Here is a 21,118-nt window from a genome sequence, read left to right as displayed (position 1 = left end):
TAAATTCTAAATAAAAGTGGTGCGGATGAGAGGACTTGAACCTCCACGCTGTGAAGCACCAGATCCTAAGTCTGGCGTGTCTGCCAATTTCACCACATCCGCAACAATAGTAAGGTGGTACGCCCATCAGGATTCGAACCTGAGGCCTACGGCTTAGAAGGCCGTTGCTCTATCCAGCTGAGCTATGAGCGCATTTTAATTACGTGGCGCGCCCGATAGGAGTCGAACCCATAACCTACAGATCCGAAGTCTGTCGCTCTATCCAATTGAGCTACGAGCGCCCAAAATGGGGTGAGTGATGGGAATCGAACCCACGACCCTCAGGACCACAATCTGATGCTCTAACCGACTGAGCTACACTCACCATCTGAAATGGTCGGGGTGAAAGGATTCGAACCTTCGGCCCTCTGGTCCCAAACCAGATGCGCTAACCAGACTGCGCTACACCCCGTAGCGTGAGTTATCTGCCACTACCTCATTAAAAAGCCGTATAATATCTAAAAAATTTTTAAATGTCAAGAATTTTTACAATCCTTGACATAAAATCTATTTTATATCACTATGCCAACAAGCAATAGAGCCTGGATTATACGGATCTGTTGAGCAACCAATCTCTAGGATAGTATCATCAAGCACTATTTGTTTATTTGCCACAGCATTTTTTAAAGTATCAAAAAAGTTTAAATTCCAGCCATTTTGTATCATAAAATTTTGGTGTTTTAAGCTAACATCACCAATGTGCTTTGCTTGAAATCCATACGGCTCTAAATGAACACAACGCACATGTTTAGCCATACTTGCAACCACGCCAAACCAGTCATCAGATATAGCCTTTACTTGCTCGATAGTGTGACAAGTAAAAACAAAAGCTCGTTTAAAACCGTGCTCTTTTATAATATCGACGTTTGGCTCTAAGTGATTAAAATGAAAAAATGTAGCATCCATACCTGGCGTAGCTTTGGCTAAATCTTGCGCTATCCCTACACCACTTTGTGTAAATTCTCCGCCAAAATATGGCACATCTCTTGCTCCTCCATTGTAGAAAATATGGAACAAATTCCTACCGTATCCGCAACCAAGCTCAACTATACAATCATATCCGCCACTGCCATCAAAGACGTCAATTAAAAAATCAGAAAAATTATAGTTTGTGTGATACGGGATAATAATCTCTTTTCCGTTAGTTGAGCTATATTGCAAAATAGGCACATTTGCAAATGATAAAGAGTTGCCACCCTCTATGTTGAGTTTTTCCCAACTCACATCTTTATTATCATTCATACTTAAAACGTGAGTGCGCTCCATTTTAGCAAGTTCGCCTATGGCCTGGCAACTATTCGCCCCCCCCCGCAAGCATTTTCGCATAAACTCGGCTCTATAAGCCCAAGCCCTCTCATAAAAATTCTGCCACATTTTTTCCTGATACGCCATACATCCTCCTAATTTTAGTGACTTCTAGCCCTCTTTCTAGCATAGATATTAATAAGTTCAACCGCAAGAGAAAACGCCATTGCAAAATAAATATATGCTTTTGGAACGTGTAAGCCAAGCCCCTCTCCAACGAGTGAAAAACCTATAAGTATCAAAAACGCAAGAGCTAAAATTTTAATAGTTGGGTTACTATCAACAAAATTTGAGATCGCCTTTGAGGCAAACATCATTACTCCAACGGCTATTATAACCGCTAAAATCATAATCTCAATGTGATTTGCCATACCAACAGCAGTTATAACGCTATCTAAAGAAAACACGATGTCTAAAATAGCTATCTGAGTTATAACAAACGCAAAACTTGCAGCACCTTTGCTATCTTGATAAGAGTGCTCCTCTCCTGCGACACTTGAGTGAATTTCGGTGGTTGATTTTGCGATTAAAAAAAGTCCTCCCAAAATAAGCACCAAATCACGTCCAGTAATCGTAAAACCAAATACATCAAATAGCGGTTTTGTAAGCTTCATAATCCAAAATAGCGATAAAAGCAACAATACACGAGTAATCATAGCCAAAGCAAGTCCGATAACCCGCCCTTTATCACGCTGATTTGCTGGTAGTTTTCCTACCAAAATAGCTATAAAAATGATATTATCAATACCAAGAACTATCTCAAGTCCAGTAAGAGTAACTAGCGAAAGCCACGCTTCTGGCGAACTTATCCACGAAAATATATCCATAAATTTCCTTTAAAAAATTTCCTAAAAAGTATAGCAAAATGAAACGAAAAAAGAAAGAACAGCTACGCCAGTCCGCTAGACATCAAAGCGACGATTTGTGCGTTTATAGAGGCGATTTGTATCTGCAAAGTGGCTGCCGTTTGCGGATCTGCCCCGCTTAGTTGTGACTGAAGAGAGGCTAATCTTTGTTTTAAAATATCAAGCAAACTTTTATCCTTTCTATCTTCATTACGCACCTGAGCCCCACCCTCAATCTTTACGCCAACAAGACTCTCATCACTCTCATCTTTGTTTTGGAATTTTACAAAATCCATTTGGGCTACTATGCCACTTTTGCCATTTTCATACAAGAAAAATCCGCTACGTTTTAGCTGTGCAAGTTCGTTATTTTGGCTATCTTTTAGGCTAAATTCCGAAGATGTGCTACCTAAAAATATAGCGCCTATACCAACCTCTCCTAACGCAACCAAACGCTCATTATCACCGCTTTTGTGCCAAATCCTAAGCTTATTAAAAATTTTATCATTTTCATCTATCCAGCCATTTTTATCATCATCGTATCGCGACAAATCAGCAAATCCATTTCCGCTATTTGCACCAAAAAGTTCGCTTCCGTTATTTATCTTGCCATCGCCATTTTTATCAAGTGCTAAAAAGCCAGAATTCGCTCCTAAACGCGAAATTTGATCAATCTCTCCATCGCTATCTATATCAAACTCAAATCTATCTTCTAAAACCTTTGGCATATTGCCATCTAGCGTAATTACGAGCGGATCTATAAATCTTGGCTCGACTTTTATTTGCGAAATCTCTTGAAAGCTTTTTGATAGATTTATATCTATTAAAACATTTATCTCTTTTGAACCAGCTTTGATAATCCCAGTTGTTTGTAGCTTTAAATTTTCACTCTCTGAGCGTTTTTGAGTTACTAAAAATGGGTCGGTATTAAAGCTAATTAGCTCACTATTTTGCTCTTTTTTGATACCCTTTAGCATATCGATAGCCTCTTGTGCCATTTTAGCAATCATCATCATTTTCTCAGGCTCACTCACCAAATCATCTAAATTTTGAGATATCTTATTGGTAGTTGGCGTGTGGCTACTTTTACCGCCACTAAATGTGCTATTTTCGATATTTAGACTAGCGCTCTCTGAGCTATTTCCCAAAGTATCGCTTGTGGCATTGTATAAAAAGTGATTTGAGTACATATTTATGTTGTAGCTATCGATTTTCATTGCAAACCCCATTTAATGAATTTTAAACAAAATCGACAAAATTTAGTTTTTATTTATAAAATTCGTGCGGAGATCTTACCCCCGCACAAGAATCGTTGGGAGAAAATGAATTTCGAATAATGCAAAGACGAAATCATTTATGGCTGTAATATTAACGATATACAGCTTAAAATATAATAAATTATATAAATAAAATATATATTAACATATTTTAAAGATTGTATAAATATTAAGTTAAGCTTAATATCCATTTAGATAAAATCTTAAAACGTTCTTTTAATGTAAAAAAGACAGATCAGTAAAAAGGATATAAATGAGCGAGATTATCGCATATAAACTAAACGGCGAAATCGTTGATACGCAAAGTATCGGCAGCCGCCAAAACGAAGCAGAGCCAATATATTTTGACAATTCAGCCGACGCGCTAAATGTCATTCGCCACTCCTGTGCTCATCTAATGGCACAAGCTATCAAATCAATCTACCCAAACGCTAAATTTTTTGTCGGTCCAAATGTAGATGACGGCTTTTATTACGATTTTAAGGTTGATGAGATAAACACAAAGCTTAGCGATGATGATTTAGCAGCCATTGAAGCTAAGATGAAAGAACTAGCCGAAGCAAAACAAGAGATAATAAAAACAAGCTCAACAAAAGCATTTATGACGGATAAATTTAAAAATGACGAGCTAAAACAAGAGGTGCTAAAACGCATACCTGAGGGCGAGGTTTCAAGCTACTCTCAGGGCGATTTTGAGGATTTATGTCGTGGTCCGCACCTGCCAAATACAAAATTTCTACGCTTTTTTAAGCTAACTCGCGTAGCTGGTGCGTATTTAGCTGGTGATGAAAACCGCGAGATGATAAATAGAATTTACGGCACGGCTTACGCTGATAAAGAGAGTCTAAAAGAGCATTTACACATCCTTGAAGAGGCTAAAAAACGAGATCATAGACGACTTGGCGTGGATATGAAGCTATTTAGCTTTGATGATGAGATCGGTGGCGGACTTGCACTTTGGTTGCCAAACGGCGGACGTTTAAGAAGCAAACTTGAACAGCTACTTTACAAAGCCCACAGAGAGCGTGGATATGAGCCAGTTCGTGGTCCTGAACTTTTAAAGGCTGATGTGTGGAAAAAATCGGGTCACTACGCAAACTACAAAGAAAATATGTATTTTACAACCATTGATGAGCAAGAATACGGCATAAAGCCGATGAACTGCGTGGGACACATTAAGGTTTATCAGACAGATATTCGCAGTTACCGCGATTTACCGCTTAAATTTTTTGAGTACGGCGTGGTTCATCGCCACGAAAAAAGCGGTGTTTTGCACGGACTTTTTAGGGTTAGAGAGTTCGCACAAGATGACTCACACATCTTTTGTATGCCAAGCCAAATCAAGCAAAATATCCTTGAAATTTTAGAATTTGCAAGCAAGATCATGAAAAGCTTTGGGTTTGAATACGAGATGGAAATTTCAACCAAACCAGCAAAGGCTATCGGCGATGATGAAATTTGGGAGACAGCGACAAGGGCGTTAAAAGAAGCACTTGATGAAAATGGCTTTAAATACGGCATCGACGAGGGTGGCGGTGCCTTTTATGGACCAAAAATTGACATAAAAATCACAGACGCACTAAAACGAAAGTGGCAGTGTGGAACTATCCAAGTTGATTTTAACCTTCCAGAACGCTTTGATTTAGGCTACATTGACAGCAACAATGAACGTAAGCGTCCAGTTATGCTTCATAGGGCTTTGCTTGGTAGCTTTGAGAGATTTATTGGAATTTTGCTTGAACACACGGCTGGTGAGTTGCCATTTTTCATAGCTCCTACACAGGTTGTGATTGTGCCAATCTCTGACGTACATTTAGATTATGCAAAAAAAGTAGCACGTGAGCTTAGAAAAGTCGGCGTTGATAGTGAAATTTCAAGCAAAAATGAGAGTTTAAACAAAAGAATTAGAACGGCTGAGAAACAAAGAGTGCCGATGATAGTCGTGCTAGGCGATAACGAAGTGGCAAACGAAGCAATCGCACTACGTGACAGACAGGCTAGAACGCAAAGCGATATGAGCTTGGCGGATTTTATAAATTTAACGAAGGAGAAACTTAGTGAGGTGCATTTTTGAGTAAAGAAGAGGTATTGCTCAACGAAGATATAAGAGCGGTTGAGGTTAGATGTGTCGGAGATGACGGAACGGCTTATGGCGTTATTTCACGCAATGAAGCTTTAAAAATTGCTGGTAATTTAGGGCTTGATTTGGTGCTAATCGCACCTGATGCAAAGCCACCGGTTTGTAAGATAATGGATTACGGCAAATTCCGCTATCAGCAAGAAAAAAAGCAAAAAGAGGCTAAGAAAAAGCAAAAGGTCATTGAGATCAAAGAGCTAAAACTCTCAGTCAAAATCGCACAAAACGACATAAATTTCAAAGTCAAACACGCTCTTGAATTTTTAAGCGAAGGCAAACACGTGAAATTTCGCGTCTTTTTAAAAGGTCGCGAGATGAGCACTCCTGAGGCTGGTGTCGTGATTTTAAACAAAGTTTGGGAGATGGTAAAAGACCACGCTGAACGCGATAAAGAGCCTAACATTGAGGGGCGTTACGTCAATATGCTAGTGACTCCTAAAAAAGGGTAATTTTTAGGGCAAATCGCCCTAAAAATTTCTAATCCTACACGTTGCTTCCTATCCTCTATCAAAATGATATTAAAAATCAATTTTTTATGCTATACTTTACATTTATAAATCATTAATTTTGGGGGAATTTTGAGATTTATATCTGTTATTTGTGCGTTTGCAATCACTGCAAATGCAGTTACAAATTTGGAATTTGATAAAATAGTTGTTACACAAAGTAGCCAAAAAGAGCTAATTAATGATCCAAGCAAGGTCGAGATAGTCGGCAAAAATACACTCTTAGAATACGGCGACGTCGCAAAGTCATTTTTAAATGTGACTGGATTTTCTATGATGAGGAAGGGTGGCGGTGGAAGCGAAATTTTCTACCGCTCACAAGGTGGCGGACGGCTACCCATTATGCTTGACGGATCGCAAATTTTTGGCGGATGTGTCGGTAGAATGGACACAGCTATCACATACATTTCGCCTGAAAACTACCGCTCAGTTCGTATCATAAAGGGCCCACAAGATGTCAGATACTCATCGCTAATCGCTGGTGGTGTGCTGTTTGAGCGTGGAATTTTAAGACTTGAAAAGCCTACATTTAGTGGCAACTTAAACGCACTTTACGGCTCTTACGCTCACGTCGATACGAGTTTAAATTTAACAGCAGGAAATGAGCTTGGGAGTTTGCAAGTCTTTGCAGGAAGCTACAAAAGTGATGACTACAAGGATGCCCTAAAAAACACTATCCACTCAGCCTACGAGCGAAAAAACGCAAGTGTGATAGCCACCCTTACACCACTTGAAGGCACGGCAGTCGAGTTTAGCGGTGACTTTGGCAAGGGCGAGGCCTCTTACGCCGATAGAGGAATGGACGGCTCAAAATTTGATCGACGCTCATTTGGCTTTAAACTAGAGCAGTCACTAAACGCCCACAATCAGCTAAATTTCTCGCTATTTAACCACAAAATAGATCACGTAATGGATAATTTCTCTCGTCGTCCAGTCATAGCAAATAATTATCGCTTAAGTAATCCAAAACGCGAGATTAAGGGTTTTAGAGTCGAAAACGAGCTAACGCTTGATAGCTTTAAGGGATATTTTGGCTTTAACCAATACACCGACTTACACAAAATTCGCAAAATAGATGGCAAAAGCGAGAGTGAGGTAAAAAACAAAGCCAAAAATGCAGAGTTTAAGAATAACCTAAAATTTAAAAATAAAGCCGTTTTTGTGCAAGGCGAGTATTATTTAGACGAGAGTGGAATTTTTGGCGGTTTTAGAAAAGAGAGCGTTAAGGCTTACGATTTTTTTGACAAAGTTTGGGAGGAGTATCCGCTTTTTAACAAACCAAGCCACAAATACACTCTAAACTCGGCATTTTTACGCTACGAGCATTACTTACAAAATGCGACACTTTATGCTGGTTTTGGACACGCCCAAAGAGCTCCTGATTTTTGGGAGATAAACAAAGTTTATGGTTTTGCAAACAATAGCACCTACAACAAAGAAAACCTTTTAAGAAAAGAGCAAAATAACCAGCTTGATATTGGCGGGGTTTTTAAGCTAGAAAATGGCGAGATTAGCACGAATTTATTTTATGCAAAATTTCAAGATTATATCCTAATGACAAACAACCAGGCATTTAACACGGACGCTAAAATTTACGGCTTTGAGATTGATGCGAGTGTGAAATTTTTTGATATCTTAAGGCTTGGTAGTGGACTTTCATATACAAAAGGTATAAATTTAAAAGACATAGAAAATAAAAAAGCAATGTCAAATAAATACCTAAATCGTGGCGATCCGCTTCCGCAAATCGCACCCTTACAGGCAAAATTTAAGCTTGGGCTTGAAAAAAATGACTGGTTTATAAAAAATGTAGTCACAGCTCACGGCAGACAAAAGCGAGTAGCACAGGGCTTTGGCAACGTTGCAGGGACTGATTTGGGCGAGAGTAAGGGGTTTGCAACACTTTCGCTTTATGGTGGATATAAGTATAAAAATTTTCAGTTTTTATTTGGTGCTGAAAACCTTACAAACAAGCAATACAGCTACCATATCGCAAAGCGTGGTGTAGAAATTTCACAGCTTGGCATATCTAATAGTGAGCGAGTTTATGAGAGTGGTCGAAACTATTGGGCGAAATTTAAAGTGCATTTTTAAATTTAAAAAAGCCCCGAAATTCGGGGCTTAGTCTTATAAAGATTGCACGATATTTGGTTTTGAAAATGCCTTGATAGGCAAGATTTTGCCCTTAAATTTCTCAACCTGTGCCAAAGTCGTGTGAGCGGTGTTGCTTTGGGCTAGTTTTGATGTGCCTTTGTCGTTTGTTAGCACATTGACGCAGCCGTGTTGGCAAAGGCTTTTCTCGCCCCAAATTTCAGGGTCATACCACGCACCTTCGCAGATTATCGCCACGTTTTCTTGCACTAAATCTGTTAGCAAAGCACCTGCTAAAATTTCGCCCCTATCGTTAAATACTCGCACGATATCGCCAGTTTTTATGCCCCTAATTTCAGCCGTTTTTGGATTTATTAGCATTGGCTCACGACCGCTAACTTCGGCGAAATTTCTAATAATTGAGTTATTTAGCTGAGAGTGAAGTCGGTAGCGTGAGTGTGGGCTAACAACGTGTATCGGATACTTTTTAGCCATACTGCTACCTAGCCACTCAAACGGCTCAATCCACGCTGGGTGTGCTGGGCAGTCATCATAGCCAAATTTTGCAATCACTGGCGAGTAAATTTCAATCTTACCTGACGGCGTGCCTAGCCTATTTTTAGCCGGATCAGCCCTAAAATCGGCAAATCTTGTGTAATACTCGCTCTCTTTTTTATCCTCTTTAAACTGCACATAGCCAACCTGCCAAAACTCATCAAAACTTGGCATACTTAGCCCCATATTTTTAGCCTGTGCCTGTGCGTCTTCGTAAAATTCTTTTGCCCACTCTTTTTCGGTTTTGCCCTCACTAAACACATCGCCTCTGCCCCAGCGTTTGCAAATTTCGTGGCAGATCCAGTAATCACTTCTGCTCTCGCCCATTGGCTCTATAATTGGGCGGTTTGCTACGATATATTCGCCTGTTGGAGCGGTCTGGTTTATGTCATCACGCTCAATCTCAATGGCAACAGGCAATACGATATCACTTAATTTTGCCGTGCTAGTCCAGTATGGCTCAGCTGTGATAACGGTGTCAAATTTACGCCACGCTTTAACAGCGTTATTTACATTTTGATGACGCGTAAACATCGAGCCACTAGCCATATACGCAACTCTCATATGTGGCAGTTTTATTTTTGTGCCGTCATAATCTATCTCTTTGCCCGGATTTAAAAGTGCCTGTATTGAGCGTGATGACGGGATTGTGATATTTTTTGTCGTTCGCCACGGAGCGTTATCAACGCTGTCGTATTTCTCGCTTATCCTTGTGCTTATGCCTTTTAGGGCTGGGGCGATTTTATCGGTTGCGCCGTTTGAGTAATAAAGGTTGTATTCAAAGCCAAGTCCCTCTTTGCCGATGTGTCCGAGCATCGCACTTAGCGTTACAAGCGACCAGAACGCAAGTTCGCCGTGATCAGCCCTTTGAAGTGCGCGGCCAATTATTATCGTGCTTGGCTCTTTGGCTAGTTTTGTGGCTAAATCCGCCATAGACTTAGCGTCAAGTCCGCAAATTTTAGACGCCCACTCTAAATTTTTCTCAACGCCGTCATTTTTACCCATAAAATAATCTTTAAATTTATTAAAGCCAACGGTGTATTTTTTGATAAACAGGGCGTCATAAAGGTTGTTTGTATAAAGGTAGTGGCACATTGCGATAGCCATTGCGGTATCGGTATTTGGACGCACGATTAAATTTTGTGAGCCAAAGTATTTTGCCGTTTCATTTACCATTACATTTACGCTGTAAATTTTTGCGTCTGATTTTTTAAGCTCCTGTAAGCCCAAATATCCGTCGTGTGTAGGTGGCACCCAAGAGATTTGTCCAGTTACAAGCGGATCTGTGCCCCAAAATACGACATTTTTTGCATTCTTTGCAATAGCACGCCACTTTGTAGGCGTATCATAAACCGAGCTACTGCCTACAACGTGTGGCATTATGACAAGTCCAGCACCAGTTGAGTAATCACCACTCTCTTCAACGTATCCACCAAGCACTTTTAGCATTCTATGAGCGACCGTTCTGCCCCAGCTTACCTTACCGCTACCGCCCCACCAGTAGCACTCGCCATAAACCGCTTCGCTGCCGTATTTGTCAAAATTCTCTTTTAACGCCTTTGCCGCTAAATCAAGTGCCACGTCCCAGCTAACACGCACAAATTCATCTTTGCCGCGAAGTTCGCTCTTAGCTGGACCTTTTGCCTTTAAATAGCTCTTTCTTACCATAGGGTAAAGCACTCTGTTTTCGTTTTGAACCACGTCAGGCAAAGAGTAGTTCATAGTGTTTGGGAATTTATCGCCCTCAAAACTATCAACAGAAACGACCTGACCTGAGTTTAGATTAGCCCAAAATAGCCCAAATCTATTTGCGCCAAAGACTCTTTTGTTATCAAAAATAGTCTGACTTACGCCTTCAATTCTACTTGCACTAAGCGTAGTCGCCGCCATTACCGAAGCCTTTAAGAAATTTCGTCTTTTCATTTTTCTCCCCTATAAAAAGATTTTTATTCACTTTTCTTCGCATTGTGTTGTAAAAATTTTATGACTAAATTTAAGCTACTCTCATCAAGCGCAATAAATCCAGCATCAACCATACCTTTGATATTTGCTGGCCACTGAGCAGCCGTAAAGCTCTCTGGCTCGTGAAGCCTATGACAAGCCGAACAGCTCTCTTCATAAATTTTCTTTGCACTCTCATAAAGTGCGTTTTTATCGTTAGTGATAGCACTTTTATCAACTTCATAAATGCCTTCTACTTCATACCAAATTTCGCCATAATCATCCTCTAAATTTTTGATAATCTTGAAATTCTTATCATCCTCTTTATCAAACGTAGCGTAAATTTGTGGCTCTTTCATACTTTTTAAAATTTGCGTTTTATGGTTTTCAGACACCACGCCTTTTATCTTGATATTTGCGGTTTTATCAGTAGTTTTAACGACTTCAACTGGAGTTAAAATGTCTATTTTTACACCACTAGATGTCGTATCTTTTTGCATAAACTGAGCAAAAGCATTAGCAGATAAAAATGCAATCGCCAAACATAAAATTTTACCTTTCATTTTCTCCCCTTAAAAAATAAAATTAATCCATTTTAGCACCATAAAACTTAAAATTTTAAAAATTTTTAATGTTTTTTAAATATAATATTTTTACAAAAAAGAGGCATAAAACTATGGAAAATATCTTTTTAGAATCTTATGATGTTTTTAAAATTTACCCAAACAATAGCGGGAAAGTATATACCGATTTTTTAGAAAATAATAGACGCTACTCCATAACAAGATGCTACTACAACATCGTTATTGACAACATATTTTTGACATACTCGCACCTTATGCTTTATGAGGAGTGTCTTTATATTTTGTATTCGCAAAATAAGCTAAAAAATATGGACTTTTCATTTAGCATAAAAAAATCCGAACTTGCTAAGAAATTTAAAACCGATATAACAAAAAGTGCGACAGAAACGATAAAAAGATTGCACGAGTTAGAGCAGGTAAAAATTAGCATTTTTGTCAAAGATAAGATAGAAAAATCACTAAACATAATATCTCACATCAGCACAAAAGAGAGTGAAAAATACAGCGATATACCAGATGAGATAACGATAACCTTAAATCAAGAATTTGTAAAACTATATCGTTGCAACTATCTTGATAAGATTGAGTATTTAAATAGCTTTGAGGCTGAACAGGGTAGTTTTATTAGGTATTTTATGCAACACGAACTTGACGGTGGCGTAAAAAGCTCTGCTATACTTGATAAAATGGGAGTTTTTGACTACATTCCTTTTAGTAGAAAAAAGAGATTTGAGCAAGAGATTACAAATTTGGAATTTTATTATAAAAATGAAAAATACTGCGTAAAAGACGGCTTTGTAGTCACACAAAATGCCGAGCTAAAATCAGCAGAAAATCAAAATGCGTTTATAATGCTTTACTCAATCATATACTCGCAAGTAACGCAAAACTACACAAAAAACATAATCTTAAACGATAAAAATTTAAAAACCTACTACGAAAGATTTGGTTCATTTTCGTCATCGCAGGCTGTATTTAAAGCACTAAGTAACTTAGAACTTATGCTAAACAGGTCAGTTCAGCAAGAAAATTCACAAATTGAGTATTTCTCGCACTTTTTTGAAAGCATAGTGTGCAGTAAAAGTAGCGAAAATTTCACTATCCACGTAGAGCTAAATCAAAAAGGATTTGAGTATATCATCTCAAAAAGGGCAAATTTGGACCTTTGGGATGTCGAGTCGCCTGATTATGGACTTACTTCGTATCACTCGGATAAAAGCTGTCTAATCTAAAACAGCCAATTTGCTTACAAAATCATCTAACTCGCCATTAATTTGTGCGTTAAAAAGAGTTTGGTTGATTTTTAAAATTTCAGCCGTATAATCGTGACTTAAAATCTCGTTTATAAAATCAAAACTATCGCTGTCTTGCTTTATTTCAAACATATCACGCCAAACGTCAGTTATCCACCAACCGCATTTTGAAAGACAATCAAACTCTTTTAAAATTTCATCTTTTATCTTAATGACAACCTTATCGGTTTGTGTGATATCGCTACTAACAAAATCTTTATGAACGCCATCAAGGTTTATAAAAAGCCTATAGCCAAGTGAATTTACACTATTTTCAGAGCTAATCCTAAACTGAAAAATCGCATCTTTAAAATCTACGTGAGATATGCAAATTTGGTGCTTTTGTGTAAAATTTGGATATGAGTTAAAAACCTTGTCATCTAGTGCTAAATACCAAGGAGTGTCGGTATTTTTAAGCCTAAACTCATCAAATGCAAATTTTATAAAATCCTTATAGCTCTTTTCATCTGCTTCAAAAAAGTTATAATTTGCAAAATTACGCTCCCTAAATAGACTAAACTTCAAGCCAAACTCCATAAAAAAAGGTAGGGCTATTATACCCTACCTTACTAAATTTAAAGGGAAAAACGAAACTTAAAAAATATAAAAAGCACCAAAAATCATAAATGCTCTTAAACAAAAACCGCCAACTAACACGCAAATTTCACTAGCAACACTGCCTTTTGCCTCCACTTGACATACACTGCCATCACTAGTAGCACAAGCTCTATTTAAAAATAAATTTGCACCGCTAAGTAGTGGCACAAGCAAACCAAGTCCTACAAATCCTATCCAAAATACAAAAGCCAAACTTCCAGCAGTTATGTGCTTAATACTAGCAAAACCGGCAGCCTCGCTACTAACCATACCAAATAACATAATAATCGCAAAAATTTCAAAAGCCACTAAGATAGTGTGAAATTTATGCACACTATGAGTGAGCGAATGTCCGGCGTTTAAAGTAACGATAGCATTTGCACTTATGCCAGTTGAGAGTGCTGATATGACAAAAATTACTGGCACCCAAATACTAGCCCAAAGCGGAATTGCCTTAACCACATATAAAAGCAGTCCAGTATAGCCCATAACACCAAAGGCTAAAACGATACCAAGCATAAGCATATGATCGCAAATTTTGCCCTCTTTTAACGCTTTAAAATACACAAGAGCGCTTATGATTATAAAAAATGTAAGCAGATACGTTCCTATGCTCATCATAGATGTAGGTTCGGTGTATAAATTTATGATTTTAAGCGGATTTATAGCTGCACTTGGTGCTAAATCAAGCAACAAAAGTGCCGTTCCTATCACAACAGCAACTGGTGCTAACAAAAATCCAAATTTATAAAATCTCTCATTTATCTTGCCAAAAACTCCCTTATACGCAAGTGCCGAAGCCACAAACGCCCCAGCGCCAAGACCACCCAAAAATAGATAGACGACAATCAGCCATCCCCAAGTATTTTGTAACATTGTCTTTCCTTTTTACTTTTTACTAAATGGGGCTAAATTTACAATCTCATTTTCAAGATATAAATTTAAAAACTCCCCAAAATACTTCCATACAACAAGCTTTGTAGCTTCTGATGAAGCCTTAGCAAAATCTCTAAACCACATAGTATGCAAACTAACAAACTCCGCTTTTTGCTCTGCTAGTTCTTCAAATTTTGCCTTATCATCCGCACAAGAAAGCATATTGTAACTCATAAAATAAAGATATTGAAGCTCAAATCCTATATAGTCATCTGGAAATTTATCAAACTGCTCATCATCTACCCTAAGCCCTGCTCTCTTATAAAACTCTCTAACCTCAAAAGTCTGTGTGCCAAACATATTTTTATAGTCAAAATATGTGGATTCATAAGGTAGTGCTTTTGGGCGACGAGGACCGACAAAAAGCCTGTTAAACTCATATCTTAAATCATCAAGCAATATATCATCGGTAGAGATTTTACAAAGCTCTTTTATAAAAGCGTGTTCTTTAAATTTAGGCTCAAATTCCTCACATAGCGTTAGAATTTCGCTAAATTCTTGCTTTTTAAGCTCTTGTAAAAATATACGCCTTAAAAAATCCTCTACAAAAAGACTATTTTTTATAGTGTTTTGAGCTAAAATTTCCATTTTGTATCCTTATTAATGGATAAATTCGTTTCGCTTCATTCTAGGATAGAAACGAATATTTGGCTTGGTAAAGAAGTGTTTAAAGCCTGGCATCTCTTTATTCATACCTGCGCTATCGCTAACATCGGTATCAACTAGCTTTAAAACCCCACACGGACAGCCTTCAACACAAGCTGGTTGTTCGCCTCGCTCTAACTTTTCTGCACAAAGATTACATTTTTGAGCCTTGCCGTCAAAGCCTTTAGTAATCGCACCATAAGGACAACCTAGCATACAATATCCGCAACCAATACACTTATCGTGAAGTGGCTGAACTACGCCATTATCTAGCTTGATATAAGCTCCAACTGGACAGACATCCATACAAGCTGGATTGTCGCAGTGGTGGCAAGAGTGAGAGATGAAAATATCTTTTGAAATTCCATCTTCATTAATCAAAAGATTATCCACTTTACGCCAGTTTATATCTGGGTGTTGGTTGTGATAAACCTGACAAGACACTTCACAAGCTAAACAACCTATACAAAAATTGTAATCAAATAAAAATCCAAGTTTTCTCTTTTGCATTTTACGCTCCTACTTCTTGTTTGGCAGCTTTTTTAACTTCTACAAATGTAGCAGTATAAGTAGAGCCGTTGCCAAGATCGCTTACGCCGTCAGAACAAAGCATATTTGCACCTGTTCTTGACTTTGTTACTTTAACCCAAATGTTATTCCAAGCATAGCAAATTCCAGGTTGCATTTGGTTTGTTTCTATCGCTGTAAATACCGCTGTGCCTTTCTCATTTGTCGCTTCAACTGTATCGCCGTGTTTAATGCCCCTAGCGTCCATATCCTCTTTTGTCATAAATAACTCAGCGTTTCCTTTTACGATAACACGTTTTACTATATATGGCATATTTCCCCAGTTTGAGTTATCTTGAAGCTGTGTTCCTGGAGTCATAAAATAAAGCGGATATTTTTTGATGTAATCTTTACCAAATTTTTGGTTATAGTAATCCCAATCATCGCCAAGATCTATAACAGGATGATATCCAGCGTCTTTAAACGTTTTAGAATAAAGCTCACATTTACCGCTCTGTGTGCCAAATACCAGCTTATCTTTTGGTGCATAAGGGTAGTATGGGAACTGATCTTTCATGCTTTCAGGCGTTCTGTGAGGTTTTATCCAACCAATCTTTTTAAGCTTTTCATAGGTGATATTTTGCTTTTTAGCAAATTCAGTATCCAAAAAGCGTCTGCAAACAGTTTCGCTATCCCAATTAAAGCACTCCTCTGTATAGCCCATAGCCTTTGCAAGAGCGTTAAAGAACTCTAAATTTGTCTTAGCCTCTCCAAGAGGTTTTACGCTTTGTGCGTTGTAACAAACATAGCCTGAAATTTGGTCATTTTGTATATCTTCACTCTCCATAAATGTAACGCCAGGCAACACATAATCAGCGTAATCGCAAGTGTCTATATCATAAGGGTCTATAACCACTAAGAAAAAGTCATCGTCCATAATGCGTTTTTTGATTAAATTTGTATTTGGTGCGACAACCATCATATTTGAGTTATAGTGGATACAGGCTTTTATAGGCACTGGAACTGGTTTATCAAGATATGTCGCACCCTCTTTTTGTATCCCTTTTCCAAACTCAACATAGCTAATCTCTTGTCTTTGAATTTTGTTGCCATTTTTATCTTTTGGCGATAAGTCAGGCATACAATTATCAAAGTTAAAACACCCTTTTACGTGAACATAAGCCCAAAATAGTCCCCCACCAAGTTTAGTTAAAGCGCCAGTTAATACAGGCAAAAACGTAACAGCACGCACTAGCCTTGCACCGTTAAAGTGCCTTTGTCCGCCATCTCCGTGCATAATGGCAGGAGCTTTTGCGTGAGCGTATTCACGTGCGAAAACTTTGATTTGATCAACACTAGCACCACACATATCAGCAAGTTCACCATAAGTATATAGTGAGCACTCTTTAACCAAATCCTCAAAACCCATAGTGTATTTTTCTACAAATTCGTGATCGTAAAGATCCTCTTCTATTAAAACCTTACAAACCGCCAAACAAAATGCTGGATCGCTTGATGGTTTTAGCTGTATAAACATATCAGCTTGATTTGCCAAAGGCACACGTATGGTGTTTATTACGATTATCTTGCCACCTCTTTTTTTAACCCTGTGAGCAAATCTAACCCAGTGAACAGCGGTGTATGATTCATTTGAACCCCAGCTTATATACATATCTGACTCATCTACTTCAAGTGCGTCTTTTGAGTAATCAGTCCCTATAACACTAGGTGTTCCAGCATATCGTGGCCAGTCGCAAGGGTTTCTAACAAGTCTGGTTGCACCGTATTTTTCAAAGAAATTTCCACTTGAAATAGTCTTTGAGATATGACCTTCGTTGCCTGAATAAACAAACTCAGTTAATGCCTCGCCGCCAAATTTTTCCTTTATATCAGTAAGCTTTGCGGCTATCTCTTTTAAAGCCTGATCCCAGCTTATACGCTCCCATTTGCCCTCAGTCTTTTTACCAACCCTTTTCATCGGATACATAATGCGATCTGGGTTATAAAGGTGCATAGCGTAAGTATGACCTTTAACACAGGCGGTTCCTTGAGTAAGCGGATGAGCTGGATCGCCCTTTATGCCAACCATTTTGCCGTCTTTTACCTCAGCGATTAACGCACAAGCGTCACGGCAGTTTCTAGGACAGGTTAGGTGATGATACTCTACGTTTTCATCGCCCTTGTATGATTTTGGATTAAAATCCACTTCATACTGCTGCATTCCAAACAGCGTTGGAGCAGTCCCTGCAACTGCAAGACCTGCACCAACACCTTTTAAAAACGAACGTCTTTGCATATTTATCTCCTTTTTAAGGTCTATTTTTCAAAAACAAAAACTAAATTTTGCTTACCTTCTCTTGAAAAGATATAAAATTTATTATCTTTTATCGTGATAGCTCTTGGGTTTAAAACACCACTAAAACCAAAAACTTCATCAATTTGTTTTGTGGCTAAATTTAGCTTTAAAATGCTTGAATAGTTTTTGCTAAGCAGGTATGCAAAATCCCCACTAAACTCAATGCCAGTGATATAGTAATCATCTAAATTTCTATTATCTTTTATCTGTAAATTTGCACCAAAGCTTGGCACAAATTCCTCTAAAATCATCTTATCATCGCCATCAAAAACACCAACCGACCAGTTAGCTCTAACATCATTTGGCACAGATGCGATTAAAAATTTATTACTCGCCTCATCATAGTCAAAGTCAAGTATAAACTGCTGTTTTGCTCTAAGCGTAAAGAAGCGATTTTTGTTGCCAAAGTCATTTAGCCTCCACTTATCATATCCGCTTATAAGGTGTCGCCACTGGCTATTTTGCTCATCTTTATCGCTAATATCAACTGGCTCGTATGATACAAATGTTTTGTTGTAGCTTATGACTGAAACTTCGTTTTTATACCAAGTAGCACCTACAGTGTCTTCCATTTCCATTATAAAATGCCTGTCGTGTTTGCCATATCTAAGCGGTTTAAAGTCTGTATCTAGTATGTAAAACTCATTGTCATTTGAAGATACTGCAAATTTACCACTCTTAGCATCATAATCCGCACCAGTTAGTGCATTATCATTTTCTAGTTTTATGGCAATCTTTTGACTAGAAGCACCTAAATCTTTGATGTTTTTTACGGCACCAGCATTAAAGTCGGGATTAAAATCAAAGCCAAAAGCAAAGATAGCACTAAGCGTAAATGTAACTAATTTTTTCATTGTTTGCTCCTTACTTTGCTAGGTCTGGAAGCTTTGGGTTCCAGTCAAATCTAAAATCTAATCCACTCTGCCAGTGATCCATCTCCCAAAACCACTTGCTAGTATCCATACTCATACGTGGTGGCGTAGATGAGCCAAAATAAGGTGGTGGTCCTGATGTGATAAATGCTTGAATGCAGTTAGCACCAACTATGACTAAAAATACCAAATTTGCAAATTTGCCAAGTGGCAGATAGGCTAAAAATTTGCCGTATTTGCCCTCTTCAGATTTTTGCATTATGGCACCCAAATTTTTACTAAATAGCAAAATGATTGCTAAAAACACAAGCACAAAAAAATCAACAACCATTACCCAAAACTGAGTATGTGCACCTAAAATTTCCAAACCAAAACCCTGCTTTATATCAAGATATCCACCAAATGTCCCGTCTATACTATAATGTATAAATCCGTTAAAAAGCCCCCAACACGCCATAAGTATAAGAGCCGCTAGATAGCTTCGCTTAATGCCATATCTAACCATTAAAAGTGCGATTAACGCAATGGCTATCATCGTAATACGCTCAGCCCAACACATAACACAAGGACTATCATCCATACCAAAACCAAGCACAACACAAGCTATACCAACTGGCAAAAGTATAAGTGCTATGACCGCTAGCGACATAAGATTAAAAAAGCTTTTTTCACTCTCTTGCATAACCGACTCCTTATAAATTTCCAATAGGCATAACAACCCATAAATTCACATAAAATTCAAGCACGACCAACAAAGCACATCCAACAATCGCGCAAGACACCGCCACTCCCTTTTTCTCAGGTCTTATATACATCACAAGAGCCGAGATAAAGAATAAAACTAATTGTAAAAACTCCATTGTTTATCCTTTATTTTGGATTTGTTAATAAGCTTATTTAAGAAAATAATATAACTTTGTTTATTAAATTAAAATAAAAAATATAATTTTTTGTATAAAAAATACTTATTTTTATAAAATTTTTCTACAAAAAAGATATTTTATGGATTATTTTTTTATATTTTAAGTATATTTTTATAAAAATAATAAAAAGTCTAGTATAAATAAAACAAAAAATTGTTAGTTAATAAAGTAAGTGTTTAAGATTGAGTGCCGTCAAGAAGTGGGACAAAATAGCACTGATCTAGCACGTATTCTGTTATGCTGTTGTCTATTTTTGTGTATTTGCAGATGTATTGTTTGCCGTCTTTTTCTACGGGAGCTACGAGAATTCCGCCCTCTTTTAGCTGATCAAAAAGCCTATCTGGCACGACTTTACAAGCACAGCTAAGCATTATACGCTCATAAGGTGCATACTTAATCCAGCCGATATTTCCGTCATCAAAGCGAACGTGAATATTTTTTATACCAATTTTTTCAAAGCGTTTTTTAGCTTCATTTGCTAGTTTTTGTATCCGCTCCACGCTAAAAATTCTGTGAGCCAGTTTTGATAAAATCGCCGCTTGATAGCCACTGCCACAGCCGATTTCTAGGACGTTATCGACATTTTCACACTCTAGTGCTAATGTCATCTTTGCAACCGTCAGGGGTGAGCTAATCCACTGGTCGCCCTCTATTGGATGTGCGTCTAAACTATAAGCGTAACGAGCAACAGGGGCAAAAATTTCACGCTGAGTATTTGCAAATGCGTCAAACACGGCTGGAGTTAGCTCCACATTATCTGCAATATCATCAGCCAGTGCCTTACATTTTACCTGTTCTAAACTCGTCAAAATCAAATCCTAATAAAATTTAAATGCTAATTTTACTTTAAACAACCTTACAAAAAACACAAATGTAATTAGAATACGATACAATTTAAGGTAAAATTTCAAGAGAAATGACAATGTATGACTATCAAATAGATAACGAGCTTAAAGAGCTAAAAAGAGAGCTTGATAATTATAGACCCCTGCCACAAGAAACCGCAAATTCTCTAAAGAGGCATTTAATGCTTGTTTATAATCAAGAGAGTAACGCAATAGAGGGAAATTCCCTAACCATATACGAAACTAAAGTTTTGCTTGAAAATGGACTTACGGCAAAGGGAAAGCCATTTAAGGATCACTTAGATATCATAAATCATCAAAAGGCTATCTTATTTTTAGAAAATTTAGTACGTCAAAAGTCAATTTTATGTGAAAAAGATATTTTGGATTTTCACTACTTGCTTTTAAAGGGGACCGAAAATTCAGATAACGCAGGAATTTATAGAAAGGCGCCAGTGACTATAACTGGAGCAAGTTATCAAACCACTCCGCCTTTTTTGATAAAAAAGAGCATAGAAGACTTGCTGGTGTGGCACGATGAGGCACTAAATCAAAATCTAAATCCGATAATAAGAGGAGCCGTGCTTCATACTAAATTTGTAAGAATTCATCCATTTATCGACGGCAATGGCAGGACGGCAAGGCTTTTGCTAAATACGGAGCTACTTAAGGCTGGATACCCTATGGCGATTATAAAAAAAGATGATAGGACGGAGTATTATGAGGCTTTAGAGAGCGTAGGTGAAAGTGAGAATTTTAGTAAAATTATGGAATTTATCCAAAAAAATGTAAAAGATACGATAAATTTTATACTAAATTTTGCAAGACAAATCAATGCAAACCCTTAAAAAGGATTTACAAAGAT

19 protein-coding genes and 5 tRNA genes are annotated in these 21,118 nt (G+C 37.8%); 5 read left to right on the top strand and 19 right to left on the bottom strand.

The window, feature by feature from the left end; translation table 11 throughout:
* Window positions 1–17: 17 nt before the first annotated feature.
* From CMCT_RS00490 to CMCT_RS00455, 8 genes are all read right to left on the bottom strand, one after another.
* Window positions 18–102: transfer RNA gene (locus CMCT_RS00490), tRNA-Leu, on the bottom strand.
* A 13-nt stretch (window positions 103–115) separates the two neighbouring features.
* A tRNA-Arg gene (locus tag CMCT_RS00485) sits at window positions 116–192 on the bottom strand.
* A 12-nt stretch (window positions 193–204) separates the two neighbouring features.
* Window positions 205–281, bottom strand: a tRNA-Arg gene (locus CMCT_RS00480).
* 6 nt (window positions 282–287) lie between these two features.
* Window positions 288–364: transfer RNA gene (locus CMCT_RS00475), tRNA-His, on the bottom strand.
* A gap of 9 nt (window positions 365–373) precedes the next feature.
* A tRNA-Pro gene (locus CMCT_RS00470) sits at window positions 374–451 on the bottom strand.
* A gap of 95 nt (window positions 452–546) precedes the next feature.
* Window positions 547–1,431 (bottom strand): hypothetical protein, encoded by an 885-nt coding sequence (locus tag CMCT_RS00465; protein ID WP_176324962.1) that lies wholly within the window; start codon window positions 1,429–1,431, stop codon window positions 547–549.
* A gap of 14 nt (window positions 1,432–1,445) precedes the next feature.
* Window positions 1,446–2,165, bottom strand: coding sequence for a TerC family protein (locus tag CMCT_RS00460; protein ID WP_034970287.1), 720 nt, complete (start codon window positions 2,163–2,165; stop codon window positions 1,446–1,448).
* A 68-nt stretch (window positions 2,166–2,233) separates the two neighbouring features.
* Window positions 2,234–3,406, bottom strand: coding sequence for a hypothetical protein (locus CMCT_RS00455; RefSeq protein WP_176324961.1), 1,173 nt, complete (start codon window positions 3,404–3,406; stop codon window positions 2,234–2,236).
* Window positions 3,407–3,719: 313 nt separating this feature from the next.
* On the opposite strand from CMCT_RS00455, the gene thrS reads away from it, so the two are divergent.
* The 3 genes from thrS to CMCT_RS00440 all read left to right on the top strand — a co-directional run bounded on the left by thrS (window position 3,720) and on the right by CMCT_RS00440 (window position 8,203).
* Window positions 3,720–5,540: a threonine--tRNA ligase gene (gene thrS / locus CMCT_RS00450; RefSeq protein WP_034970225.1), complete on the top strand. Its 1,821-nt coding sequence runs from the start codon at window positions 3,720–3,722 to the stop codon at window positions 5,538–5,540.
* Window positions 5,537–6,052, top strand: a complete 516-nt coding sequence (infC, locus tag CMCT_RS00445; RefSeq protein WP_034970227.1) for a translation initiation factor IF-3 — start codon at window positions 5,537–5,539, stop codon at window positions 6,050–6,052. Before thrS ends, infC begins: the two co-directional genes overlap by 4 nt.
* A 129-nt stretch (window positions 6,053–6,181) precedes the next feature.
* Window positions 6,182–8,203 carry a TonB-dependent receptor domain-containing protein gene (locus CMCT_RS00440; RefSeq protein ID WP_051654934.1) on the top strand — a complete coding sequence of 674 codons (2,022 nt, stop codon included), beginning with the start codon at window positions 6,182–6,184 and terminating at the stop codon, window positions 8,201–8,203.
* 33 nt (window positions 8,204–8,236) lie between these two features.
* Here CMCT_RS00440 and CMCT_RS00435 read toward each other — a convergent pair whose 3' ends face one another.
* Together CMCT_RS00435 and CMCT_RS00430 are read right to left on the bottom strand one after the other, a co-directional pair.
* Entirely contained in the window at window positions 8,237–10,678 is a 2,442-nt protein-coding gene (locus tag CMCT_RS00435) for a molybdopterin-dependent oxidoreductase (protein ID WP_034970230.1), read from the bottom strand.
* 23 nt (window positions 10,679–10,701) lie between these two features.
* Window positions 10,702–11,259, bottom strand: a complete 558-nt coding sequence (locus CMCT_RS00430) for a hypothetical protein (protein ID WP_034970233.1) — start codon at window positions 11,257–11,259, stop codon at window positions 10,702–10,704.
* A 113-nt stretch (window positions 11,260–11,372) separates the two neighbouring features.
* Between CMCT_RS00430 and CMCT_RS00425 the strand changes: the two genes are divergently transcribed.
* Window positions 11,373–12,512, top strand: a complete 1,140-nt coding sequence (locus tag CMCT_RS00425; RefSeq protein WP_034970234.1) for a hypothetical protein — start codon at window positions 11,373–11,375, stop codon at window positions 12,510–12,512.
* Here the strand turns inward: CMCT_RS00425 and CMCT_RS00420 are convergent.
* The 9 genes from CMCT_RS00420 to CMCT_RS00380 form a co-directional block, all read right to left on the bottom strand.
* Complete coding sequence (locus CMCT_RS00420; protein WP_034970237.1) at window positions 12,504–13,097, bottom strand: effector protein; 594 nt, start codon at window positions 13,095–13,097, stop codon at window positions 12,504–12,506. The two genes, CMCT_RS00425 and CMCT_RS00420, sit on opposite strands and share 9 nt — an antisense overlap.
* 69 nt (window positions 13,098–13,166) lie before the next feature.
* Window positions 13,167–14,045: an NrfD/PsrC family molybdoenzyme membrane anchor subunit gene (nrfD, locus tag CMCT_RS00415; RefSeq protein WP_034970238.1), complete on the bottom strand. Its 879-nt coding sequence runs from the start codon at window positions 14,043–14,045 to the stop codon at window positions 13,167–13,169.
* Window positions 14,046–14,057: 12 nt separating this feature from the next.
* On the bottom strand, window positions 14,058–14,693 hold the full coding sequence (locus CMCT_RS00410; RefSeq protein ID WP_034970241.1) for a TorD/DmsD family molecular chaperone: 636 nt from the start codon (window positions 14,691–14,693) through the stop codon (window positions 14,058–14,060).
* A 12-nt stretch (window positions 14,694–14,705) separates the two neighbouring features.
* Window positions 14,706–15,260, bottom strand: coding sequence for a 4Fe-4S dicluster domain-containing protein (locus CMCT_RS00405; protein ID WP_034970244.1), 555 nt, complete (start codon window positions 15,258–15,260; stop codon window positions 14,706–14,708).
* A 1-nt stretch (window position 15,261) separates the two neighbouring features.
* The gene (locus tag CMCT_RS00400) at window positions 15,262–17,553 is read right to left on the bottom strand and encodes a molybdopterin-containing oxidoreductase family protein (protein ID WP_034970245.1); all 2,292 of its coding nucleotides are present in this window, start codon (window positions 17,551–17,553) and stop codon (window positions 15,262–15,264) included.
* Window positions 17,554–17,573: 20 nt separating this feature from the next.
* Entirely contained in the window at window positions 17,574–18,467 is an 894-nt protein-coding gene (locus tag CMCT_RS00395) for a hypothetical protein (RefSeq protein ID WP_034970248.1), read from the bottom strand.
* Between the two features lie 10 nt (window positions 18,468–18,477).
* Entirely contained in the window at window positions 18,478–19,167 is a 690-nt protein-coding gene (locus tag CMCT_RS00390; RefSeq protein WP_051654935.1) for a disulfide bond formation protein B, read from the bottom strand.
* A gap of 10 nt (window positions 19,168–19,177) precedes the next feature.
* Window positions 19,178–19,345 (bottom strand): hypothetical protein, encoded by a 168-nt coding sequence (locus tag CMCT_RS00385; RefSeq protein ID WP_169752659.1) that lies wholly within the window; start codon window positions 19,343–19,345, stop codon window positions 19,178–19,180.
* A gap of 239 nt (window positions 19,346–19,584) precedes the next feature.
* Window positions 19,585–20,217 (bottom strand): protein-L-isoaspartate(D-aspartate) O-methyltransferase, encoded by a 633-nt coding sequence (locus CMCT_RS00380; protein WP_034970250.1) that lies wholly within the window; start codon window positions 20,215–20,217, stop codon window positions 19,585–19,587.
* 113 nt (window positions 20,218–20,330) lie between these two features.
* Here CMCT_RS00380 and CMCT_RS00375 point away from each other — a divergent pair, with 113 nt between their 5' ends.
* Window positions 20,331–21,101: a Fic family protein gene (locus tag CMCT_RS00375; RefSeq protein WP_034970252.1), complete on the top strand. Its 771-nt coding sequence runs from the start codon at window positions 20,331–20,333 to the stop codon at window positions 21,099–21,101.
* The last annotated feature ends 17 nt before the right edge of the window (window positions 21,102–21,118 follow it).

It is taken from the genome of Campylobacter mucosalis (assembly GCF_013372205.1).
Classification (GTDB): Bacteria; Campylobacterota; Campylobacteria; order Campylobacterales; family Campylobacteraceae; genus Campylobacter_A; species Campylobacter_A mucosalis.
The sequence above is the reverse complement of the archived record's forward strand: the minus strand, read 5'-3'. Positions and strand labels throughout refer to the sequence as shown.

Excerpts from the sequence above, each read along its gene's own strand:
- CMCT_RS00435 (WP_034970230.1), bottom strand. The coding sequence starts at position 10,678 with ATGAAAAGACGAAATTTCTTAAAGGCTTCGGTAATGGCGGCGACTACG.
- thrS (WP_034970225.1), top strand. The coding sequence starts at position 3,720 with ATGAGCGAGATTATCGCATATAAACTAAACGGCGAAATCGTTGATACG.
- CMCT_RS00375 (WP_034970252.1), top strand. The coding sequence starts at position 20,331 with ATGTATGACTATCAAATAGATAACGAGCTTAAAGAGCTAAAAAGAGAG.
- CMCT_RS00410 (WP_034970241.1), bottom strand. The coding sequence starts at position 14,693 with ATGGAAATTTTAGCTCAAAACACTATAAAAAATAGTCTTTTTGTAGAG.
- CMCT_RS00465 (WP_176324962.1), bottom strand. The coding sequence starts at position 1,431 with ATGGCGTATCAGGAAAAAATGTGGCAGAATTTTTATGAGAGGGCTTGG.
- nrfD (WP_034970238.1), bottom strand. The coding sequence starts at position 14,045 with ATGTTACAAAATACTTGGGGATGGCTGATTGTCGTCTATCTATTTTTG.
- CMCT_RS00405 (WP_034970244.1), bottom strand. The coding sequence starts at position 15,260 with ATGCAAAAGAGAAAACTTGGATTTTTATTTGATTACAATTTTTGTATA.
- CMCT_RS00400 (WP_034970245.1), bottom strand. The coding sequence starts at position 17,553 with ATGCAAAGACGTTCGTTTTTAAAAGGTGTTGGTGCAGGTCTTGCAGTT.
- CMCT_RS00390 (WP_051654935.1), bottom strand. The coding sequence starts at position 19,167 with ATGCAAGAGAGTGAAAAAAGCTTTTTTAATCTTATGTCGCTAGCGGTC.
- CMCT_RS00430 (WP_034970233.1), bottom strand. The coding sequence starts at position 11,259 with ATGAAAGGTAAAATTTTATGTTTGGCGATTGCATTTTTATCTGCTAAT.
- CMCT_RS00425 (WP_034970234.1), top strand. The coding sequence starts at position 11,373 with ATGGAAAATATCTTTTTAGAATCTTATGATGTTTTTAAAATTTACCCA.
- CMCT_RS00395 (WP_034970248.1), bottom strand. The coding sequence starts at position 18,467 with ATGAAAAAATTAGTTACATTTACGCTTAGTGCTATCTTTGCTTTTGGC.
- CMCT_RS00385 (WP_169752659.1), bottom strand. The coding sequence starts at position 19,345 with ATGGAGTTTTTACAATTAGTTTTATTCTTTATCTCGGCTCTTGTGATG.
- CMCT_RS00455 (WP_176324961.1), bottom strand. The coding sequence starts at position 3,406 with ATGAAAATCGATAGCTACAACATAAATATGTACTCAAATCACTTTTTA.